Source organism: Microbulbifer maximicatervae (SeqCode) (assembly GCF_052467385.1).
Genome location: NZ_CP174311.1, coordinates 3,137,679 through 3,155,417, shown reverse-complemented (window position 1 = coordinate 3,155,417; position 17,739 = coordinate 3,137,679). Strand labels below are relative to the sequence as shown.

Annotated in this window: 16 protein-coding genes; 3 read left to right on the top strand and 13 right to left on the bottom strand. The window is 48.0% G+C overall.

Going from position 1 to position 17,739, the window contains the following annotated elements; translation table 11 throughout:
• Window positions 1-126: 126 nt before the first annotated feature.
• The 13 genes from ACJJIR_RS13295 to ACJJIR_RS13235 form a co-directional block, all read right to left on the bottom strand.
• Window positions 127-1,200, bottom strand: coding sequence for a hypothetical protein (locus ACJJIR_RS13295; protein WP_444905722.1), 1,074 nt, complete (start codon window positions 1,198-1,200; stop codon window positions 127-129).
• Window positions 1,197-1,898, bottom strand: a complete 702-nt coding sequence (locus tag ACJJIR_RS13290; RefSeq protein ID WP_444905721.1) for an OmpA/MotB family protein — start codon at window positions 1,896-1,898, stop codon at window positions 1,197-1,199. Before ACJJIR_RS13290 ends, ACJJIR_RS13295 begins: the two co-directional genes overlap by 4 nt.
• A complete protein-coding gene (locus ACJJIR_RS13285) occupies window positions 1,891-3,201 on the bottom strand; it encodes a MotA/TolQ/ExbB proton channel family protein (protein ID WP_444905720.1) in 1,311 nt (436 codons plus the stop codon). Before ACJJIR_RS13285 ends, ACJJIR_RS13290 begins: the two co-directional genes overlap by 8 nt.
• Window positions 3,201-4,433 (bottom strand): class I SAM-dependent methyltransferase, encoded by a 1,233-nt coding sequence (locus ACJJIR_RS13280; RefSeq protein ID WP_444905719.1) that lies wholly within the window; start codon window positions 4,431-4,433, stop codon window positions 3,201-3,203. The genes ACJJIR_RS13285 and ACJJIR_RS13280 overlap by 1 nt, the downstream gene beginning before the upstream one ends.
• Window positions 4,434-4,503: 70 nt before the next feature.
• Window positions 4,504-5,118, bottom strand: a complete 615-nt coding sequence (locus ACJJIR_RS13275) for a bactofilin family protein (RefSeq protein ID WP_444905718.1) — start codon at window positions 5,116-5,118, stop codon at window positions 4,504-4,506.
• Between the two features lie 1,060 nt (window positions 5,119-6,178).
• Window positions 6,179-6,787 carry a helix-turn-helix transcriptional regulator gene (locus ACJJIR_RS13270; RefSeq protein ID WP_444905717.1) on the bottom strand — a complete coding sequence of 203 codons (609 nt, stop codon included), beginning with the start codon at window positions 6,785-6,787 and terminating at the stop codon, window positions 6,179-6,181.
• Between the two features lie 491 nt (window positions 6,788-7,278).
• Window positions 7,279-8,064 (bottom strand): PhzF family protein, encoded by a 786-nt coding sequence (locus ACJJIR_RS13265; RefSeq protein ID WP_444905716.1) that lies wholly within the window; start codon window positions 8,062-8,064, stop codon window positions 7,279-7,281.
• A 186-nt stretch (window positions 8,065-8,250) separates the two neighbouring features.
• Window positions 8,251-8,868, bottom strand: coding sequence for a hypothetical protein (locus ACJJIR_RS13260; protein WP_444905715.1), 618 nt, complete (start codon window positions 8,866-8,868; stop codon window positions 8,251-8,253).
• Between the two features lie 645 nt (window positions 8,869-9,513).
• Window positions 9,514-9,930: a YbaN family protein gene (locus ACJJIR_RS13255; RefSeq protein ID WP_108732723.1), complete on the bottom strand. Its 417-nt coding sequence runs from the start codon at window positions 9,928-9,930 to the stop codon at window positions 9,514-9,516.
• A 239-nt stretch (window positions 9,931-10,169) separates the two neighbouring features.
• A complete protein-coding gene (locus ACJJIR_RS13250) occupies window positions 10,170-11,006 on the bottom strand; it encodes an energy transducer TonB (RefSeq protein WP_413665228.1) in 837 nt (278 codons plus the stop codon).
• On the bottom strand, window positions 11,003-11,437 hold the full coding sequence (locus tag ACJJIR_RS13245) for a biopolymer transporter ExbD (RefSeq protein WP_444905714.1): 435 nt from the start codon (window positions 11,435-11,437) through the stop codon (window positions 11,003-11,005). Before ACJJIR_RS13245 ends, ACJJIR_RS13250 begins: the two co-directional genes overlap by 4 nt.
• The gene (gene exbB, locus ACJJIR_RS13240; protein WP_444905713.1) at window positions 11,437-12,390 is read right to left on the bottom strand and encodes a tonB-system energizer ExbB; all 954 of its coding nucleotides are present in this window, start codon (window positions 12,388-12,390) and stop codon (window positions 11,437-11,439) included. Before exbB ends, ACJJIR_RS13245 begins: the two co-directional genes overlap by 1 nt.
• Before the next feature lie 31 nt (window positions 12,391-12,421).
• A complete protein-coding gene (locus ACJJIR_RS13235) occupies window positions 12,422-13,054 on the bottom strand; it encodes a biliverdin-producing heme oxygenase (RefSeq protein WP_444905712.1) in 633 nt (210 codons plus the stop codon).
• A 227-nt stretch (window positions 13,055-13,281) separates the two neighbouring features.
• On the opposite strand from ACJJIR_RS13235, the gene ACJJIR_RS13230 reads away from it, so the two are divergent.
• The 3 genes from ACJJIR_RS13230 to ACJJIR_RS13220 all read left to right on the top strand — a co-directional run bounded on the left by ACJJIR_RS13230 (window position 13,282) and on the right by ACJJIR_RS13220 (window position 17,726).
• On the top strand, window positions 13,282-13,797 hold the full coding sequence (locus ACJJIR_RS13230; RefSeq protein WP_282933363.1) for a sigma-70 family RNA polymerase sigma factor: 516 nt from the start codon (window positions 13,282-13,284) through the stop codon (window positions 13,795-13,797).
• Between the two features lie 29 nt (window positions 13,798-13,826).
• Window positions 13,827-14,813, top strand: coding sequence for a FecR domain-containing protein (locus ACJJIR_RS13225; RefSeq protein ID WP_444905711.1), 987 nt, complete (start codon window positions 13,827-13,829; stop codon window positions 14,811-14,813).
• Between the two features lie 216 nt (window positions 14,814-15,029).
• Window positions 15,030-17,726 (top strand): TonB-dependent receptor, encoded by a 2,697-nt coding sequence (locus tag ACJJIR_RS13220; RefSeq protein WP_444905710.1) that lies wholly within the window; start codon window positions 15,030-15,032, stop codon window positions 17,724-17,726.
• Window positions 17,727-17,739: the final 13 nt, after the last annotated feature.

Here is a 17,739-nt window from a genome sequence, read left to right as displayed (position 1 = left end):
GTAGAAGAGAATAGATTTTAATCTGGGTTGATCTAGTGATGTAGAGAGCTACAAGATGAAATAGAGTTGCCAGTTTGGCCGATAAGTAACAAAAATAAGCTGCCCGGAGGCAGCACATTAATATATCTAGTTGCAAAGTCCTAATTCCCGCTCAATCTGAGCCTTTCTCCAAACTGAGTAACTGGCTGGTATCTTTGCCTCTTTGGTGCCATCGGCAAGGATGGCGCGGCCGAGGTTTGGCCAGCATAGTACGGCCAATACCCTGGGCGCGATTACTTGGAAGACTTTGGGTGGCCCCATTAGGGATTTGAGTCTCTGTATTAATGGTAGCCAGGATGCGGGGACTACCTGTTCTGCGATCATCCATGAGGCCTGAGGATCACTACCCAGTTGCTTTGCCAGGGATTCGTAGCGCAATGTAGCGGCTCTTAGTGAGGCTTGGGGTGGTGCGAGTATAACGGCACGGGCCCTTCTCTCTGCACAGAGTAGGCAAATCTCTTTGGGGAGACCGCTACTTTCTGCAAGCTCTTGGTTGAGTGCCCATCCACCGGCTTTGATATCGCATTGGCAGATAGAGCAGTTATATTTCGGGTTTTCAGGGGTGAATACAGAACTAACTTTTTGGGGGCGTTCTCCATTTTTCCAGATGAGAGAGTGTCTTTTAAAAATATTGCTGGCAAAGTATCGGGTATAGGTCAGCCAGTCGATATTGGTTACATTGCCGAAACGGTCTTTGTGTACAACATCGGGAATATTGTGGCTGTAAAGGTGTCGTAAGCAGTGAGGGCATGGCTTTAGTTGATCCTGGGGAAATGCCTTTCGCGCTTCGCTATAGTCACTGCTTATCCAAACCGGACCCTTATAGTTATTCACTATTGGGCACTTGGGGTAAATATGAACTTGACCAAAAGAGTCCGGGTTTTGTTCCAGGCCAAATAAAAAAACCGGTATACCCCGGTAGCGCCAAGCCACAGGTACGCTGTCCAGATCGCTTGAATCGAGTTGCATTCCAGTACGGATGGCTTTGGCTAAGCTGTTTCGATCAGGCATTTCAGATAAGCGCTGTGCTAACGGACGTTTGCCGGCTGAGAATGAATCCCCATCGTTAATGACATAAGGTACTGATAGTGCTCGTGTGGCGCTTGGGAATGCTGTGATAGCCTGACGGTTTTGAATGGGTTGAAATTTTGTGAGGTTCACAGAGCTTCCTCAAGGATTTGCAGGATATGGCTCTCAGAGTCTCTAACTACCCTGAATGCTACCCGGCGGGAACGATCTGGATCTTCTACCCCACTCTTATCCAAGACTGGGCGAGCTGAGGAGTAACCGACAGCTGCTACCTTGGCCCGTACCAGGACGGCTTGCTGCGAAGGCAGTAATGAATGGGCATATTGCATTACGGCTCGGGAGCGCTGTTGGGAAAGTCGCAGGTTGTGGAAATAACCAGCTTCCGGTGCGGATTGATCTCCCCATTCAGAACTTGTGTGCCCTTCGATTTGGATTGCGGCAATGGAATCCATATAGGGCGTGAGCGCTTCGATGTAGCGAGGTACAAAGGAGGACATAATCTCGCGGGCATTGTCGCTCAGGGTAAAATCACCGGTTTTAAATAAGGCATCACTGTTATTAAAGGAGATGGCCAGGGTTTGCTTATCCAGAGACGCTCCCCAACGAGTTAAGTCGTGGGCAAATTCCTGTTGCAGAGTTTGATAGATGGCCAACTGGGTGTCCCGGTAAGACTCTGCGAGTTCGCGGATCTTGGCGCGTTCGTCGATAAGAGAGCGCATTACAAAGACGGCAATACAGAGAAATACCATCATCAGGCCAGCCATCATGTCCGATAGGCTAATCCATTGACTATCGCTGGACTCACTACTGGCTTGCGTGCTTTCAAACATGCGCCTCTCCAGTGACTCTCTGAGCTTGCGCATCGACTCTCTTCATTTGCTGGATGAGCTGACGGAAGTCTCTGGAGAATTCACCGCTTAAAGTGCCAAGGGCATCGCCCATCGCTGCCATAACACTCTCTACCTCATCGCGCAGACGTTCATCCAGAAGTTCATATTGACGCTTGATACTGACATCGGCATTACTAAGATCGCGAGTAATCACTTGTGACAATTCGGTAATCATCTGGTTGTGAGTTTTGGCGATCAGCTGAGCTAGCTCGGCCATGGATTCCCGGTGACTGGTAGCCTGCTCGTGAATTGCTTTAGAGAAGTGGTTGGGGTCCATACTGGTAACCACATCGGCCAGGGCTACGACCTTACTGGTTCTTTGGTCGAATACTTCCGCCTGGGTCCTACTCAGGGAGATCAGGTTGGAAACCTGGGCCCCCAGTTGCTGTTGAGCTTGGTCAATTCCTCGGGTGAGCGCTTCAAACTTGGGCGCAATATCGGGGATCGATTGCTGTAGAACTTCAATAGAAGCTTGTTGCTCATTCAGCATGATTGATATCTGCTCTGCGTGATTGCGCTGCTGCTCTACCAGGGTCGGAATCACGTTGAAAATTTCTGGCAGCTCAGTAATACGCTGGTGTAACAGCAGAAGGTTTTCCTGAGCACCATTAATTTCATTGAGAAGAGTTGCAGTTTGGTCGCGGTAAATAGTTGCGAGTTCTGCGTGCTGCTGATGCTGATCTATTAGGGCCTGCAGGGCAGGGGATACGGCCTCTAATTGCTGGGTAAACTGCTGTAGGTTCTCACCCATCTGGGCATTCAGGCCGCTATTAAACTTTTCTACAACCGCAGTGAGTGACTGTAGGACTTCATCACTAATCTGTCGCTGGAATTTTGCCAGATCTTCGCGCTGACCGTTAATAGCCTGCAGTATGTCATCTGCTGTCGCTTTAGGGGCTTGTTCTTTAGTGAATATTTGAAAAATAGTTCGCAATATCAGGGATAGGAAGAGTCCCAAGATACTGGTCATAAAGGCGGTTTCCAGACCTTGCATCAGTTCTGAAATTGAGGTGTCAATATCGTTTAGATCAAATCCATAGATACCGATAATGATACCGATAAAAGTACCTAAAATACCGAGGGCAGTCAGTAGTGACGGCGTTTCCTTTACAAAGCGGGGAAACTTGCCTAAAGGGTAGAGGATTATGGCTATAGCACCAATGGCAAGCATGACCATAAGAAAGGTGTCGGTAACCTGTTCTGCAGACAACTTGGTTAACCAGTGATAGAAAAACTGGGTCATTATTTATCCTTTACAACTTTTTGCATTGTTATTTCGTGATAAAAAGGTCCGTTGGGTATTCGCCCGGTTCCCTGGCTGAGTACTTTCATCTCTGGTAGAGATTTCACAACATCGGTGATAGTGCGGAGCTGGGGCTGCTTACTACCCGAAGCGTGAATATAGGTTCCAACCTGGCCCGACTTTTGAATTTCAAATACACCACAGTTGACGGGAAGCTTATTTTGTTTGAATAGCAAAAAGTGCATCACGCCACCATCACTGAGATATTGATGCAGGGCTTTAGTGATCAATTGTATTTGCTCGGTGGAAAAGAAATTGAGAAGGTCCCAGAGGAGGATGCAATTGAGATCCTTTGGTAGGGTTGCCTGTCGCAACGCGGCCTGAACGGCTTCTTCAAATGGCACTTTTCTGCTGGTTTGCCAAGCGAGCGATGAGTAAAAATCAGAAATAAACAGTTCGCCCACCCCCCTTTGAAGGTGTTCCATATTTCTCCCAGCCTTTTGCCCAATATCCAGAACTTTGCTGACCGGTGAGCGCTTGACGTGAGTCAGGGCGGTGTCGAGAGCGGTTAGCGAAATATTAGTAAGGCGGTTTTTTTGGAAAGCGGATACCGCTGCTGATGATCCACTGGCCATCACTGAAGTTGGCGATTTTACATTGCCATACTCAAACATTAATTCGATAAGGTCTTTACGCATCCCCTCTCTTTGTAGCAGGGAGGAGCGCAGGGAGAAGTTGCCCATAGTCTTCATTAAATTCAGGGATGAGTACCTATAGGTGGGCAGTGGTTCTTCCAGGTGGAGCGGTTCTGTATTGAAGGTAAAGCCAGAAAGGCGCTTAAAATCCGCGGGCCCCTTGGGCATAGTGCCGGTGTACAGCATTGTATGGAAAATGGTACGCGGCTTTAAGTGGGGTCGGATTTCCTCAATGAGCTTGGTAATAAGCTCAGGCTCCATAAAGTTGAATAGATCCCAGCAGAGCACCACATCAAGCTTGATTCGTTGGGGCTTTTTGGTGAGATATTCAGAAAGCTTAACGGCCCTGACTTCTTTATCGAGGGCAGAAGTATCCAGTAGCAGACTGCGTAAATCTTCGATAAATGTCTGGCAGGAGCGCTCCAATAAAGGCTGTGTGGTGCCAAACGAAAGGCATCCCAAATCTAAAACTTTACTACCTGGTTGAATGACTTCATCCACCAAAGCAGCAATACCAAATGAATGATGCTGCAACATATTTCCCACACCAAAACTAAAGCCCCGGCATTAGCCGGGGCCCATATTGAGGATTAACTAAGAAGGTTTCCTAGCTTTCCTCAGCTTCTTCTTCGGTCTCTTTAGTGCCGAAGAGGTAGTCGCTGGTGTCGGACAGGCGAGAGGAATCGCTCGTGCTCGTGGTGCTGGAGGAGTAGGTAGAGCTGCCGCGAGTACGGGCTGAGGGCTTCTCTTCTGCTGCGGGCAGGTCTGGGTGTACCAGACGATCAGAGAACTCCTTGTGGCGCTCTTTCATTTCGGAATCGGTATCAACCATATCCATGGAGCCACGGAATTTACCGCCGTCGTCCAGCTTGATTCTCGGTGCAATCAGATTGCCATTAACTTGTGCGGTGTTGCGGATTTCGATCAACTCATCGGCAAGGGCATCGCCATCCAAGGTGCCTTCTACAACAATATTTTTTGCGTGGATATTGGCAGTAACTGCACCGCCAGTGCCAACAGAAAGATTGTGACCAACCATGATCACGGTACCATCAACAGTACCTTCCACGTGCAGATCTTCGGTGCCGATCAGCTCGCCACGAAAGTTAATACCTTCACCCAGCACTGACTTGGAGCCTGAGCCCGAAAGAGATGATTGCTGCTCAACAGCGCTCATGCCTGCTAAAAATGGTGTGGAGTCATTGCTTTTGTCAGTGCTCATAGAAATAAGTCTCTCTGTTTAGAAAAGTCAGCTGTTGCGTCGATTGCACCGATAACCGTGGTTACAGGGTTGTCGATACGTTGGGTTTTTGTTAAATCGGAAAATCAAAATTTTCAAAAGTGATAAGGCACTTCTAATGGCGGGTACGGATTATTTTGATACTGAATAAAACCTATCAAAACAAACTGCCCTACATTTATGTCAAATTTTTTTCTTTGCTGTGAGTGTTTTACTAAAAAAGAAAATTAGACTATCAGTGCTTTTGGTCACCTAAAATATCCCTGTCTCTGCCTTTTCCCTATTGTGCACATACCTTAAGAACGACTTCCTTTGTCCTTTTACAGTTTTCGTCTCTCTCGTAGAGTTGCAATGCCCGTTTTCTCGTGCTTGCATCAAGGTGAAGAAGAGGCTCTTCTGACCTTAAGCTACGATCGATTTTTGCGATTGCTGTTGATATCGCTATATTCTCGCTATTTACTTCAGGCTCGACCTGTAAGTAAATATTTACTTCCTCTTGTGGAGGGCATACTTCTAATTGTCTGCTGATGGGTATCGAGCCTATTGGCACAAAACAATATATGATTGGAATACTACCTACAGCGAGCTTACCAGCGTTTTCGGTCTGGCAATCAATCAAGCTGACCTCGACTTGAATGCGCTGAATTTAGCACGGATTGCATGCTAAAAGTGTGACTTGTAGCACCTTTTGGTCGTGATGATCGTCGTTTCCTGTTTTTTAATCCGCTAATGATTTACGGCTTAAAATATTGTTGTAATAGGCGATGTATCCCTATGTAAAGAATTGTTTATGTTGGCATTTGGATTAATGTCTGAGCCTTGCATTCTTGCGCTTTCAAAATTCTATCCTAAATGTAAGTGTGCACTTATTTGCAATGACTATTGGGTGTCCTCAGGAAGGCTGTTTTCACAGGGTGGAGCTGCAGGCAGTTTTTGCCAGGATATATGTCACTCACCGCATACCTCTCAGTCCCACCCAAAAAAGGTAGGCCCAAGAGATATTTTGGTGGCGTTGGCAGGGGTGCCAGCCTTGCTGGGCTGGCTAAATTTCAGGGGTAATTTGGATTTTAAACGGAGTTCCGTTTGAAGTTTTAAACTCTACCTCTGCAGCTTGGTTGAACCCTGTCACCAGAATGGGACTTGCTATCTGCTTATAACCACTAGAAGCCCCAAATTCATATATTTTTGTCTGCAATCGAATTTGGTTTTCAGAAACTTGTTCGGCAGACACCTCGAACCTAAGTGTGTTTTCGATTTGGATTTCGCTTTCATCTCCTTCGTTATTGAGGAGGCGGACGGAGGTCAGGTTCTCGTTTCTGGTGCTGGCATCTACCTTAAGCATTATTGGAGAAGCTGACGATAAGGAGGTATACAAGAGCAAAGTCGTACCCAGGGCCAATATTGCGGTGAGATATTTTCTACCCTGCTTGGCTATTGATATTTTTGGGTTTTCCTGAAGGATTATATCTATGGGCTTCAGTGAAAATGCTGAAGATATTGCTTTTATTGAATCTTGAGAGGCATTTCCACTTTTTTCTATCCGTTGAATGGTTCTAAGGCTTAATGATGCAACATTGGCTAGTTGTTGTTGACTCCAAGCCCTAGTTGTTCTCAGTTTAATAATTTTCTTTGAGTTAACTTTCACTTCCATACTTCTGTCCTCTGAAAATTGATCTCCATTTTCAGGGGGGCAGTCCTTATTGGTTACGATGTTCTTGCGACACCTACCTGACAGCCATATGACTTTGTCCAAATGATGGACTATTTGTACGAATTACGCTCAATGGTGGGCGTGTTTGAAGGTTAGGTGATTCACTGATGTACTACAAGGGGCGCACAATCTTTAACTATTGCCTGGATCCACATTCTGGGCCGGGAAGACATCTATAGGCTCTAAGTTCTCACTTTGAGATAAGTAAAAGGCTAGGGAGTTGAGTCAGGTTGTAACTGGAGGTTCGGATAGTAGCTTTTCTGTTTTTTGGGGGGGGAAGGTTACCACTAAGCAGAGCTGAAGAGCTTTCAATGAGAACACGTAGCAAGATGACTTATGGAGCTTCTGAACAATTCCGTAATATCTCTGTGAGCCAGAAGCATCACGGATTTATTTAGAGGCTCCTTATATAAATTTAACGTTCCAAGCCATTAAATCTTAATACTACCGTGAAGATAATCTATAGCGCCTCCCTTGAGAGAGACTCTGTTACTATGCAGTTCGCAGTGAATTAGTCCAGTCCGCTTGGAGAGTTGCTTAGCTAAAAGTACATCCTTTTTAAATTGTTGGCTCCAATATGGTGCCAGTTGACAGTGCGCTGACCCTGTCACAGGGTCTTCGTTTACCCTTAATTTTGGATAGAAGCATCGGCTAACGAAATCAATATCGTTACTTGCCCCAGGAGCGGTAATGACAACTCCTCGTTTATCCAGCTGGGAGAGTTTTATAAAATTTGGATTTACAGATTTTAGATCGGTTTCGCTACCCAACACAGCTATATAATCATATGCACACAGAACTTCTTGCGGAGTGATGCCGAGGCCATCAATAAGAGCACCAGGTGCTTCTGTGGATACCGGAATGCTAGCCGGAAAGTCCATGCTATAGACAACTCCCGATCTCTGGACTAACAGTGGGCCGCTTTTTGTATCAAACTGGATGGTTTGGCCTGAGTATCTTAAATGAGTAAATAGAACGTGGGCAGCTGCGAGTGTGGCGTGGCCACATAAATCTACTTCTGCCTCAGGAGTAAACCATCTCAGAGAAAAGGAATCTTCATTTTTAACAAAGAATGCGGTTTCAGAGAGATTGTTTTCCTCAGCTATCTTTTGCAGCGTATCATCCGCAAGCCAGTTATCAAGAGGGCATACAGCAGCGGGATTACCTTCAAATACCTCGGAGGCAAAGGCATCTACTTGATAAATTGCTAGTTCCATTAGTTTTTTCCTTGAGTAATAGATGCTATTTTGGGGCAGTATAAAATTATTGTGATAGTTGGCTTGTTTGTGCCAGTTTGTTTTTTGGTATACAAACTATCTAACGGCTGAGGGAAGCCAGGATGCTCATACCATCAGTGCTCCATGGGGCGGGTCTTCAAAGTCTACAGAAATATAGCGAACTATTTACAGGCTCTCTAGCTGCGCAAAGCGACGTTCGTAATAAATCAAGCCGTTGGATATGCGCATAATCTCAAGAAGGTCTCCAGAAGAAAATCCAACAACAATCTTAATAGGTGCTTCGTCACTGTATTGGAGAAGTTGTTCGTTTTTGCAGAGTTCTCGCGCTAAGAGGGATGTATAGCATAAGCTGAAACCAATGTATCCGTCTCTATTTAGGTGTTTCGGCTTGTTAGCTCCTTTACACAAGGCTGCAATATTTCTCAAATATCTCGAGCCCAAATCAGATTTTGAATATATCCAATCCTGTCTGCTTTTAAATAGTTGAGGAAGTAGAGTTAAGCTGATATCTGGGAATTCCCGGCCAATACTATCTCTGAATTCACGTAGCTCGAAATATAGGATTGAAGGAGGAAGCGAGCCCCCAGCAGCTACCAGTTCTGTATCGAACCATGTTTGGGCTAGGTCAAGTTCATCCGTTCCTAGCATAGTGGGCAGCTTTAGCCATGCCAAATTGGGAGTTCGGCCATCAGCCCAAAAAGAAAGGTTTTCAAGGCCGTCTTGGATGGATTCATTTTTTTCTAGTGTATCGAAAATCACTTCATAGTATTCAGCTATAGACAAACCCCGAACTCCTGTCATATCTCATTTTTGCTTAGTATATCGATCAAGCAAGTCAGTGGGGATGTTTTTGGCTTTTCCTTCTGATTCAGCAGTATGTGCGCTGGGGCGCAATCTAAAACAACCATCCCGTTCGAAATGAAATTCCAACAAAAGCAAAGAGAACGGACAGTACTGTAACTGGGATAATATGGTATGCCAGTGCAGTGAGATTTTTTTCAGAAAGATTTGGAATGATTCGCAGCCTTGCGTCAATTGCCAGTAAGAAAGTGCATGCCAAAAGAATCAGTTTGAAGGATACCAGGCGAGAAATTGGATTGGAGAAGTTGAACCACTGCGATAAGTCAGGCAGTAGGGTATATGAGAGATATAGCCCGGAGAGTATTTGAATGAGCAGGGCGGGGATGCCAATCTTTTCGTAGCTGCTTTCAAACCGGGAAAGAAAAGCTACATCCTTATCCCGTAAAACTTTGGGTAGTATTGTGCAGGCAAGTATCAGATGCCCACCGGTCCAAATTGTTGCACCTAGAAGGTGAAAAAAAAGTACTACGTTGTACATCCTGTCCCCCAGACAAATCCTTGTTGGGGGACTATAGCGCTAAAATCTACGGGTGTCTGCTGCCAAATAGGGGTAGAAAGTAGCGCTGTCTACTCCCTGGGTTCCGGCCGGGACCAAATCCAGTAGGCGCCGCAGCTGATGCCGCCAATGGTAAAGCAAAGAAGGTAAATATTACTGATATGAAGGATGGCAAAAGCTAGGGATATAGCCATTGTCAGGCTGGCCAGTAACTTGGTTCTGCGGCTTACATAACCACTGCGCCAAGTCCGCAATAGATGCCCAAAGAGATGGTGTTCTTCGATCCATTGGTGCAGGCGCTGGGAGCTGCGTGATGCGGCCCAGGCACCGAGGACAATAAATACAGCCGACGGCAGGCCGGGAAGAATGGCTCCGATAATGCCAAGGGCGATAAAAAAGCAAGCAGCGGCGCCCCACAGCCAGCGCATCCAGCCCTTTGCCAACGGCGGGGTGTAGGACATTACGCTGTCTTCAGTGGATTCTTTCATTCGGTACCTCTACCTTCTAGCTTATTGCAGTAGTTGTGCATCAAAAGTAACAATATTTGTCCGCTTGGTCTGCTTGCTCATAAGCAGTTTGCCCAGCACCTAGTCAATAGAGTCAGCAGGCCGATAGGTCGCTAGTGCAGGGTAACGGATTATGTGGATGATTTCCTCTGTCCAGGGAGGTGACTTTCTGGTTTATGTGAAGCCAGGCCTCCCAGTTCTGAGAAAGCAATTTATTTTGGTTAACGAATAAAAAATTCGACCGGAACGGCCATTGTCAGAGGATCACCGGGTACCTCTTCTGGTGGTCTAGGCAGTGGTTCTGCCCTGCGCACCAAGGCCACGACTTCTCGGTCGAGAGACGATATGCCACTGGCTCGGTGCAGCTCAACCTTTAGTACTTTGCCTTTTCTGTCCATCGTGAATTGTACCCAGGGAATACCTTGTTGACGCCGTATTTGGGCGCTACGGGGGTAGCGTTTTCTTCGCTCAAGGTGAGCCTGTAATTGGTTCTGCCAGGTTAATCTGGCTTGTGATTCCCTCTGGTTCAAGGCGCCCACTTCCGGTGCCGCAGCTTGCTCTGCTTCTGCTACATCTGCCGCGAGAGGGGCTGATGTTTCTTCAACAACAGTTTCTCCAGTAGCCTCTCCACTGGAGTCTTGTTGCTGTGCGATTTCCTTCTCTTCCACTGGCTCAGGGGTCTCTTCCTTTTCCTCCGTGGGGGGCTCCTCTTCGGGCTTCTCAATGGCAATTTCCGAGGGGGCTTCTGGCAAAATAACAGGCTCTGACTGCGCAGAGGTTTTTTGTGGCTCGTTGCTCTGCTGGTTTGCGGGAGAGGATTCCTGTTGTTGAGGACCTACCGGTAGCGACGTGGGTGGTGCCACTGGAGCGGCTACCATACTGACTTCAAATACCTGTGGTGCTGCAGCAGGCGGAAGTGCCAGTTCGGATTTGGGTTGCCATAAAAAATAGACGGCAATAAGTCCGTGAAGGGCTAGGGCACAGCAAAAGGCGCAGAGCGATAGAAAAAATCGCGGACGCTTCGCAGATTTTACCTTCGGGCCGGCCAAGAGGCTCATTGGTTTACGGTCGCCGGTTTATCCAGACCTACCAGAGCGATTTTCTGGTATCCGGCACTGGCAAGGCGGTTCATCAGGTCCATCAAATCCCCATATTCCACTTTGCTGTCGGCACGCAGCAGGATTTGCTGTTCTGTGCCAATTTCATTTGCCCGGAGTTCAGCAGCTAAGTTCTCCCGCACAATAACTTTGTCCTCACCGAGAGTCAGGGTGAGGTCCTTTTGCAGGGTGAGATATTTCGGATCTTCTGCCTGGGGTTGTTGTGGAGCTGTCGCCGAGGGTAGATTGACGGGCACGCTTACAGTGGCCAACGGAGCCGCAACCATAAAAATAATTAGCAATACCAGCATTACATCGATAAAAGGTGTGACATTGATATCGTGCTGTTCTGGCAGTTCTTCGCTATTGCTGCTGTTGAGATTGAATGCCATTAGTTGACGCCCTGAACCTGCGGTACTGCGCGCTTTTTGTTCGCGCTAACCAGTTCGGCGAGCGGGCGCGCATTTGGATGATGGCGATCCAGGTCCCGACTAATCAGTACCATTAAGGCGGTGACATTATCGGCCAATACCGCACGATAATTGCCGATAGCCCGGGAAAAGTAGTTGTAGATCACTACCGCCGGAATTGCAGCAACCAGGCCGATCGCAGTTGCCAGCAGGGCTTCGGCAATACCTGGAGCCACTACGGCCAGGTTTGTGGTTTGGGTTTTTGCGATACCGATGAAACTGTTCATGATGCCCCAAACAGTTCCAAATAAACCGACAAAGGGGGCGACGGAACCGATGGTTGCCAGAATTCCGGTGCCACGGTTCATGTCGGTAGCGAGAGAAGCTTGGACTCTTTCCAGGCGAGCCAGAACACGTTCTTTTAAGCCGTCATCTGACACTGGGCCACCTGAAGATAAGTCGAGTTCGTGGCGACTCGCTTCTACCAATAACAGGGCACCGCCGGTTTGGCCTGAAAGCTTTGATTCAGCATTGGCGAACGTCTTGCTTTGGATCAGGGTTGCCAATAATTGTTTGGCCTTGCGACGTGTTATTACCAGCTGCAAGGTTTTAAAAAGCCAAATCGCCCAGGTTAAAACCGAGGCCAACAGTAGGCCGATCATTACGCTTTTAACGACGATATCCGCGGCGTGATACATTCCCATGGGAGATAAATCGTGTGCGCTGAAAGCGGTATCTCCAATGTTGGAGGTTGCAGTCGAGGTAGAGTTGTCTTGATTTTCTTGCAACCCCACGGAGGTTTCCACATCTCCCTCGAGAACTATTTCTGTATTGCTTTGTTCGCTTGAGTTGGAATTATTTTCCTGCGCTAAAGCCGGCAATGGGCCCAATGTGCTGCCTAGCAGGCACAATAAAATTACAGTCCAGATTTTCATTACCGACTCCTGGCTTCAGGTGAAAAATAAATTAGGGTGTAGCGGGCGCTAATAATTGTTCGACATTTTGTCGTGCAAAAGCAAAGGCTTGTTTGGCCCCATTGAGGGCTACTTCTTTTTGCTCTTGGTTGAGTTCAAGAGCATCTAACGCAGTTTTGAATTGGCGCCAGTGTAACCCGCGACCGTCTTCATGTCCTGCCAAGTGGCGTGCGCCGAACTCTTCTGATAAATCCAGATGTTTGCGCGCGTACTTGAGAAGGAATGCCGCTCCTAAGTTGGAGCCTTCAACTACGTAGAGCCAGCCCAGTGCAGAGTGGAAATCAGTAATTGTGACTTCTGCTGCGGCTTGTTGATCAGCTTTTAAATCGCTCTCGGGCATTTCGAAATCAGCACAGTCCTGGAGGACTGCTTCAGAGCGGTCTCTCTCTTTCAGGCCGGGCAAAAAATTATTTAATTCGTCACTTTGAAACCAATCAGATACCGCTTGATGCAATCGCGACTGCGTGCGAACAAACAGTGCATATCGCTCGCGATTGGAAAATGGTGACAGGGACATAATGCGTTGATCTAGACTCTCGTGGGTCGTATTAGTGCCTTCTTTCAGCCAAGCGGAAAAGGTGGGCTCTGTTGGTTCAACGGATTGGCATTCTGCTGGGTTGCTCACGGGATTTTTCCAAAACAAATTAAACAATAACCGCCCGGTTATTCCGGTGGCTTTGTAATGGGTGACGGACCAAATTCAAATTAACCCATCCCGTTGATCAATATTTTTTGAAAAATTCACCGGGTTATTCCAAATTGATATAACATTCTCAGCTCAGCTACTTTAAATGAGAATAGATATCATTTACAGTCCCCGCCCTCAAAAGATTACAGCGCAAGGTCTGAGTTTTGGCCCCGGAAACCCCTTCAACCCCAGGATTTGATGAGCTTTACCAAGAGCACCACGAGTGGCTTGTCCGTTGGATTGCGCGCCGAACTTCCGGTGTTGATAATGCCCAGGATTTAGCTCAGGACACTTTTATTCGTCTGCTGGATAGGCCGAGCCTGCCTGCGGGGATTCGAAGCCCGAGGGCCTGGTTAACCAAAGTGGCCGGGAACCTGCTGATCGACCAAGCCCGTCGCCAAGTGCTGGAGAAAAATTATTTAGCGCTGCTGGAAAATTTGCCGGAACCGGAATGTCCCTCCCCGGAAGATAAGTGGGAGCTATTGGGGCTTTTGGAGCAAATTGATCAATTGCTCAGTGGTCTGCGCCCGATAGAGAAAACGGTATTTCTAATGGCGAGACTAGACGGCTTAACATACCGCCAGGTGGCTGAGCAGCAGGGGCTAAGCCTTTCCTCAGTAGAGAAATATATCGCAAAAGCCATGCTCAAGTGCTATGCCGCTGCGTACGATAACGAATAATTTTCTATGGACTTGGAACTTGCTTGCTGATGTCAAACGCCCCAGAAAAAAATAGAGAAAAAATTCCTGAAGCAGTACTGTTGCAAGCCGTTAGCTGGCGCGTTCGCCTGGGTTCCGGCGAGGCGCTTGACTCAGAGCGCGATGCTTGCAGTCAATGGCGTTCGGCGGACCCTCTGCATGAACTGGCGTGGCAGCGTTTTGAGCGGATGGAGTCACCTCTAGATACGGTGGCTCGCCGAGCGCCGCGTTTGGCCCATTCCACCCTCAATCAAACCGATGCAGAAATTCGCCGTTTAAATCGCAGGGCTGCTCTTAAAACCATGGGCGGTGGTGTCCTTGGGGCTTTTGCCGTTGGCCTGGTGGGATATGACACCGGTTTGCTGAAGTATATGTCTGCCGATTATTCCTCTGGTTCTAAGCCGGCCCAATATACTCTGGATGATAAGAGCCAAGTCTGGCTAAACACCGGTAGTGCCATTGAATGGGAATCGGGCACAGCAATCCGTTCCCTTGTTCTGACTAAAGGTGAAATGCACTTGACCAGTGCCGCTGACCCGAGGCCAATGCAGGTATCGGTGCCTCAGGGGCAGCTGATTTCCCGTGACTCGCGCTTTTTTGTCCGCAATGGCGATGACCACACGATTTTGCAGGTTGTGGAAGGTGGGGTGCAGGTTCAGCCGAGTGCGGATATAGAGCCCTTTGCAGTTAAAGCGGGTGAGGCTTATCGTCTTACTGGAGCCGGTTCACTCGCTCTGGACAGCAAGATGTTTGATTACAGCGGATGGATTGACGGGGTGCTTTCAGCTCGGAGCATGCCATTAGGGGCACTGCTTGAAGAGTTGTCTCGCTATCGTGTTGGTTTTTTACGCTGTGATCCGGCATTAAGAGATCATCAGGTTTCCGGGGTTTTCCAGCTTCACGATATCGACACCATCCTAAAAATATTGGCGCGTTCGGCGGGAGCTGAACTGAGCTATACCACGCGCTGGTGGGCAACGATTCAATTGCAGGGCTGACGGTTTTTTCGGAACGGGCAACCTTTAATTCCTGCTCTTATTGCCAGATGACCACAAAAAGTTATCAGAAGGTGTCATTTTTTATTTTTGATGACGCTTTTGATTGCTAGTTTTCCCTCCGAAGCAAAAAAAACAAAATAATTCTCATTTAGATTACGGGTTTTTGATTTTCGTTCGGCTTCCTAGTTATACACCTGAGAATAGGAAGCCGCTTAAATGCAGTCCCGCGCCCCAAAACATATTTTGCCCACCTTGTTGGCACTGTTGTTGGCCGTAGTTCCCGTATCGAGTTTTGCGCAAGCCCAGCAGGGCAATACAGCGTTGATCGAATTCAGTTTGCCTGCGGGTAATCTGGGAGATGTGCTCAACCTCTACTCGCGTCAGGCTGGGGTAACGCTCTCTTTCGACGAGAACCTGGTGGAAACTATTTCTGTTCCAGCACTATTTGGTAGCTATCGTGCAGAAGAAGCTCTGTTGAGCTTGTTGCGCGGTACCAACCTGCAAGCGGTTCCCGTTGGTAGTGGTGCCTGGCTGATCCAGTCCGCTGGCGAGCAGGATCTGATGGTGCTGGACAGCATTCAGGTTGAGACTCGTGATGGCGGTGAAAAAGACCAGGTATTTCGCGAGTCCGGTTCAGTAAATATTCTCACCCAGGAAAATATTGAGCGCTTTCGCGGTACCAGTGTTGGCGATATTTTTCAGGGCACCCCCGGTGTACTTATCAGTGAAAACCGCAATTCCGGTGGTCTGGATGTCAATATTCGCGGTATGCAAGGGCAGGGGAGGGTTCCTGTCTTAATCGATGGCAGTCGTCAGGAAACAACGATTTATCGCGGTTATGCCGGGGTTTCCAGTCGCAGTTATATTGACCCAGATCTGATTGGGTCCTTGCGTATTGATAAAGGCCCAGTAATGGGTGCCGAGGGCACTGGCGCTACCGGTGGCGTTGTCAGTGTAAATACCCTGAGAGCGGAAGATGTCGTAAAACCCGGCGAATTGTCGGGTTTCCGTGTTCGTGTCAGTGGTATCGGAAACAATAGTGAGGCTCCAGAGCCGGGCACTTATGCTGGCTATTACCTGCCGCGAAATGCATATCGCTCCGATTGTCGCTTTGCCAGCTATTGCACAGACGACTATGCAATGCCGGAGAGCTTTGCGCCTGATTACGGTATGGACAGTCCCAGCTTGTTGGATTTCGAAGGTTACGCGGCGAGTTTTGCAGGCGCCCAGCGTTTTGAGTGGGGTGATTTGGTGGTGGCCCACGCTCAACGTGAGCAGGGCAATTACTATGCGGGTACTGATGGTCCCGCGCCGGAAGTGATTGTTGGCGAATCTCAAGAGTTGGCCTGGTATACCGAAACCCCGGTCACTCTTGTAGGGGCATCTCCATTCCGCGCGGGCGAGCAAATCCCCAATACCAATTTTTCTAGTGACTCCTGGTTATTAAAAAGCAGCCTCCATCTGCCAAAGGACCAGAGCCTGGAATTGAGCTACCTGCGCTATAACAGCATTTATGGCGAAATGATGCCCTCCCAGATTGTTTCTTTTGGGCAGGCGCGCCAGTGGCTTGACAGTGAGGTGCTGAATCAAACTTATACCGCTCGTTACCGCTGGCAACCTGTTGAATATGACTGGGCAGATCTGCGTATTAATTTCTGGCATACCGATGCGGTAACTGACCTGAATACCCCGGATGTTGGCTCTATCGACCTGGAAGACAATACAGCGCGAACTGATGATTACCAGCGTTTTGGGTTGGATATCACCAATAGTATGCGCTTCTACCCGATGGGTGAGTTACGTTGGGACTACGGTATTTCTGCCCAGTGGGAAGACATGGATACCGATACCCCGGCAACTGATAGTTTTTATACCGGTTCCCGCAATGGTTGGCGCAAAGAATTCAGTGCATTTACAGGTATGGAGTGGCAGCCGTGGCCGGAGTGGACTCTGGAAGCCGGACTTCGCTACACACGTTTCTCCTCTAAAGATAACAATGCACTTCCATTAAGCACCAGTGACCCCGCTTGTGTGGCCGATGGTGAAGGTGGTTGTCTGGATGTTCACTACAGCAATAGCCACTCCGGCACTGCACCAATGGTGGTTTTAACCTGGGAGCCAATCACTGGTTTGCAATTTTATGCTCGCCACGCGCAAGCCTTGCGCATGCCGAGTCTGTTTGAAAATACTTCCGGCTGGTCAGTGAGCCCCGCGCTGGATATTCCTTTAAAGCCAGAGCATGCCAAAAATAATGAAGTTGGAATTAATTATCTCAATGGTCAATTATTTGAGGCTAATCACCAGTTGCGTACAAAAGTTGCCTATTTTGAAAACCATGTAGATGACTACCTGACCCGTACCCAGCCGAATGCTTGGGAGGAGGAGCAGGATGGGCTCGACTTTTTCCGTATGCGCAATATCGATAGCCTTGATCTTAAAGGTTGGGAGCTGAATCTAGGGTATGACGCCCACTGGTGGTTACTCGAATTGAGTGGCACCAAGTACAGCCATATTGAAGTATGCAACGTTGCCAGCTATGTACGCTACTCCTGCACAGATTGGGGCATTCCGGAAAGTTATATCAATAACATGATCCCACCCAACTGGCATGCCAGCGCCCATTTCGGTCTGCGTTTACTCCAGAAAAAATTGGAGCTGGGTGTGCGTGGTACCTTTGTTGGTGAGCGGAATTCTATTCCCCGCTACAACGCGCCGACCAGTTTTAATGAGCCTGTTTTATGGCACAGCTACCAAGTGGTGGATGTTTATACCAGTTACAAATTAAACGATAGCTTGTCAGTGGATTTCACCGTCGACAATGTTAACGATAAATATTACCTCGATGCTTTGAGTCTTGGCTTGGTCCCTGCCCCGGGTCGCACGGCAAGGCTCAGTCTCACTTATCAGTATTAATCGATCGGAGTAT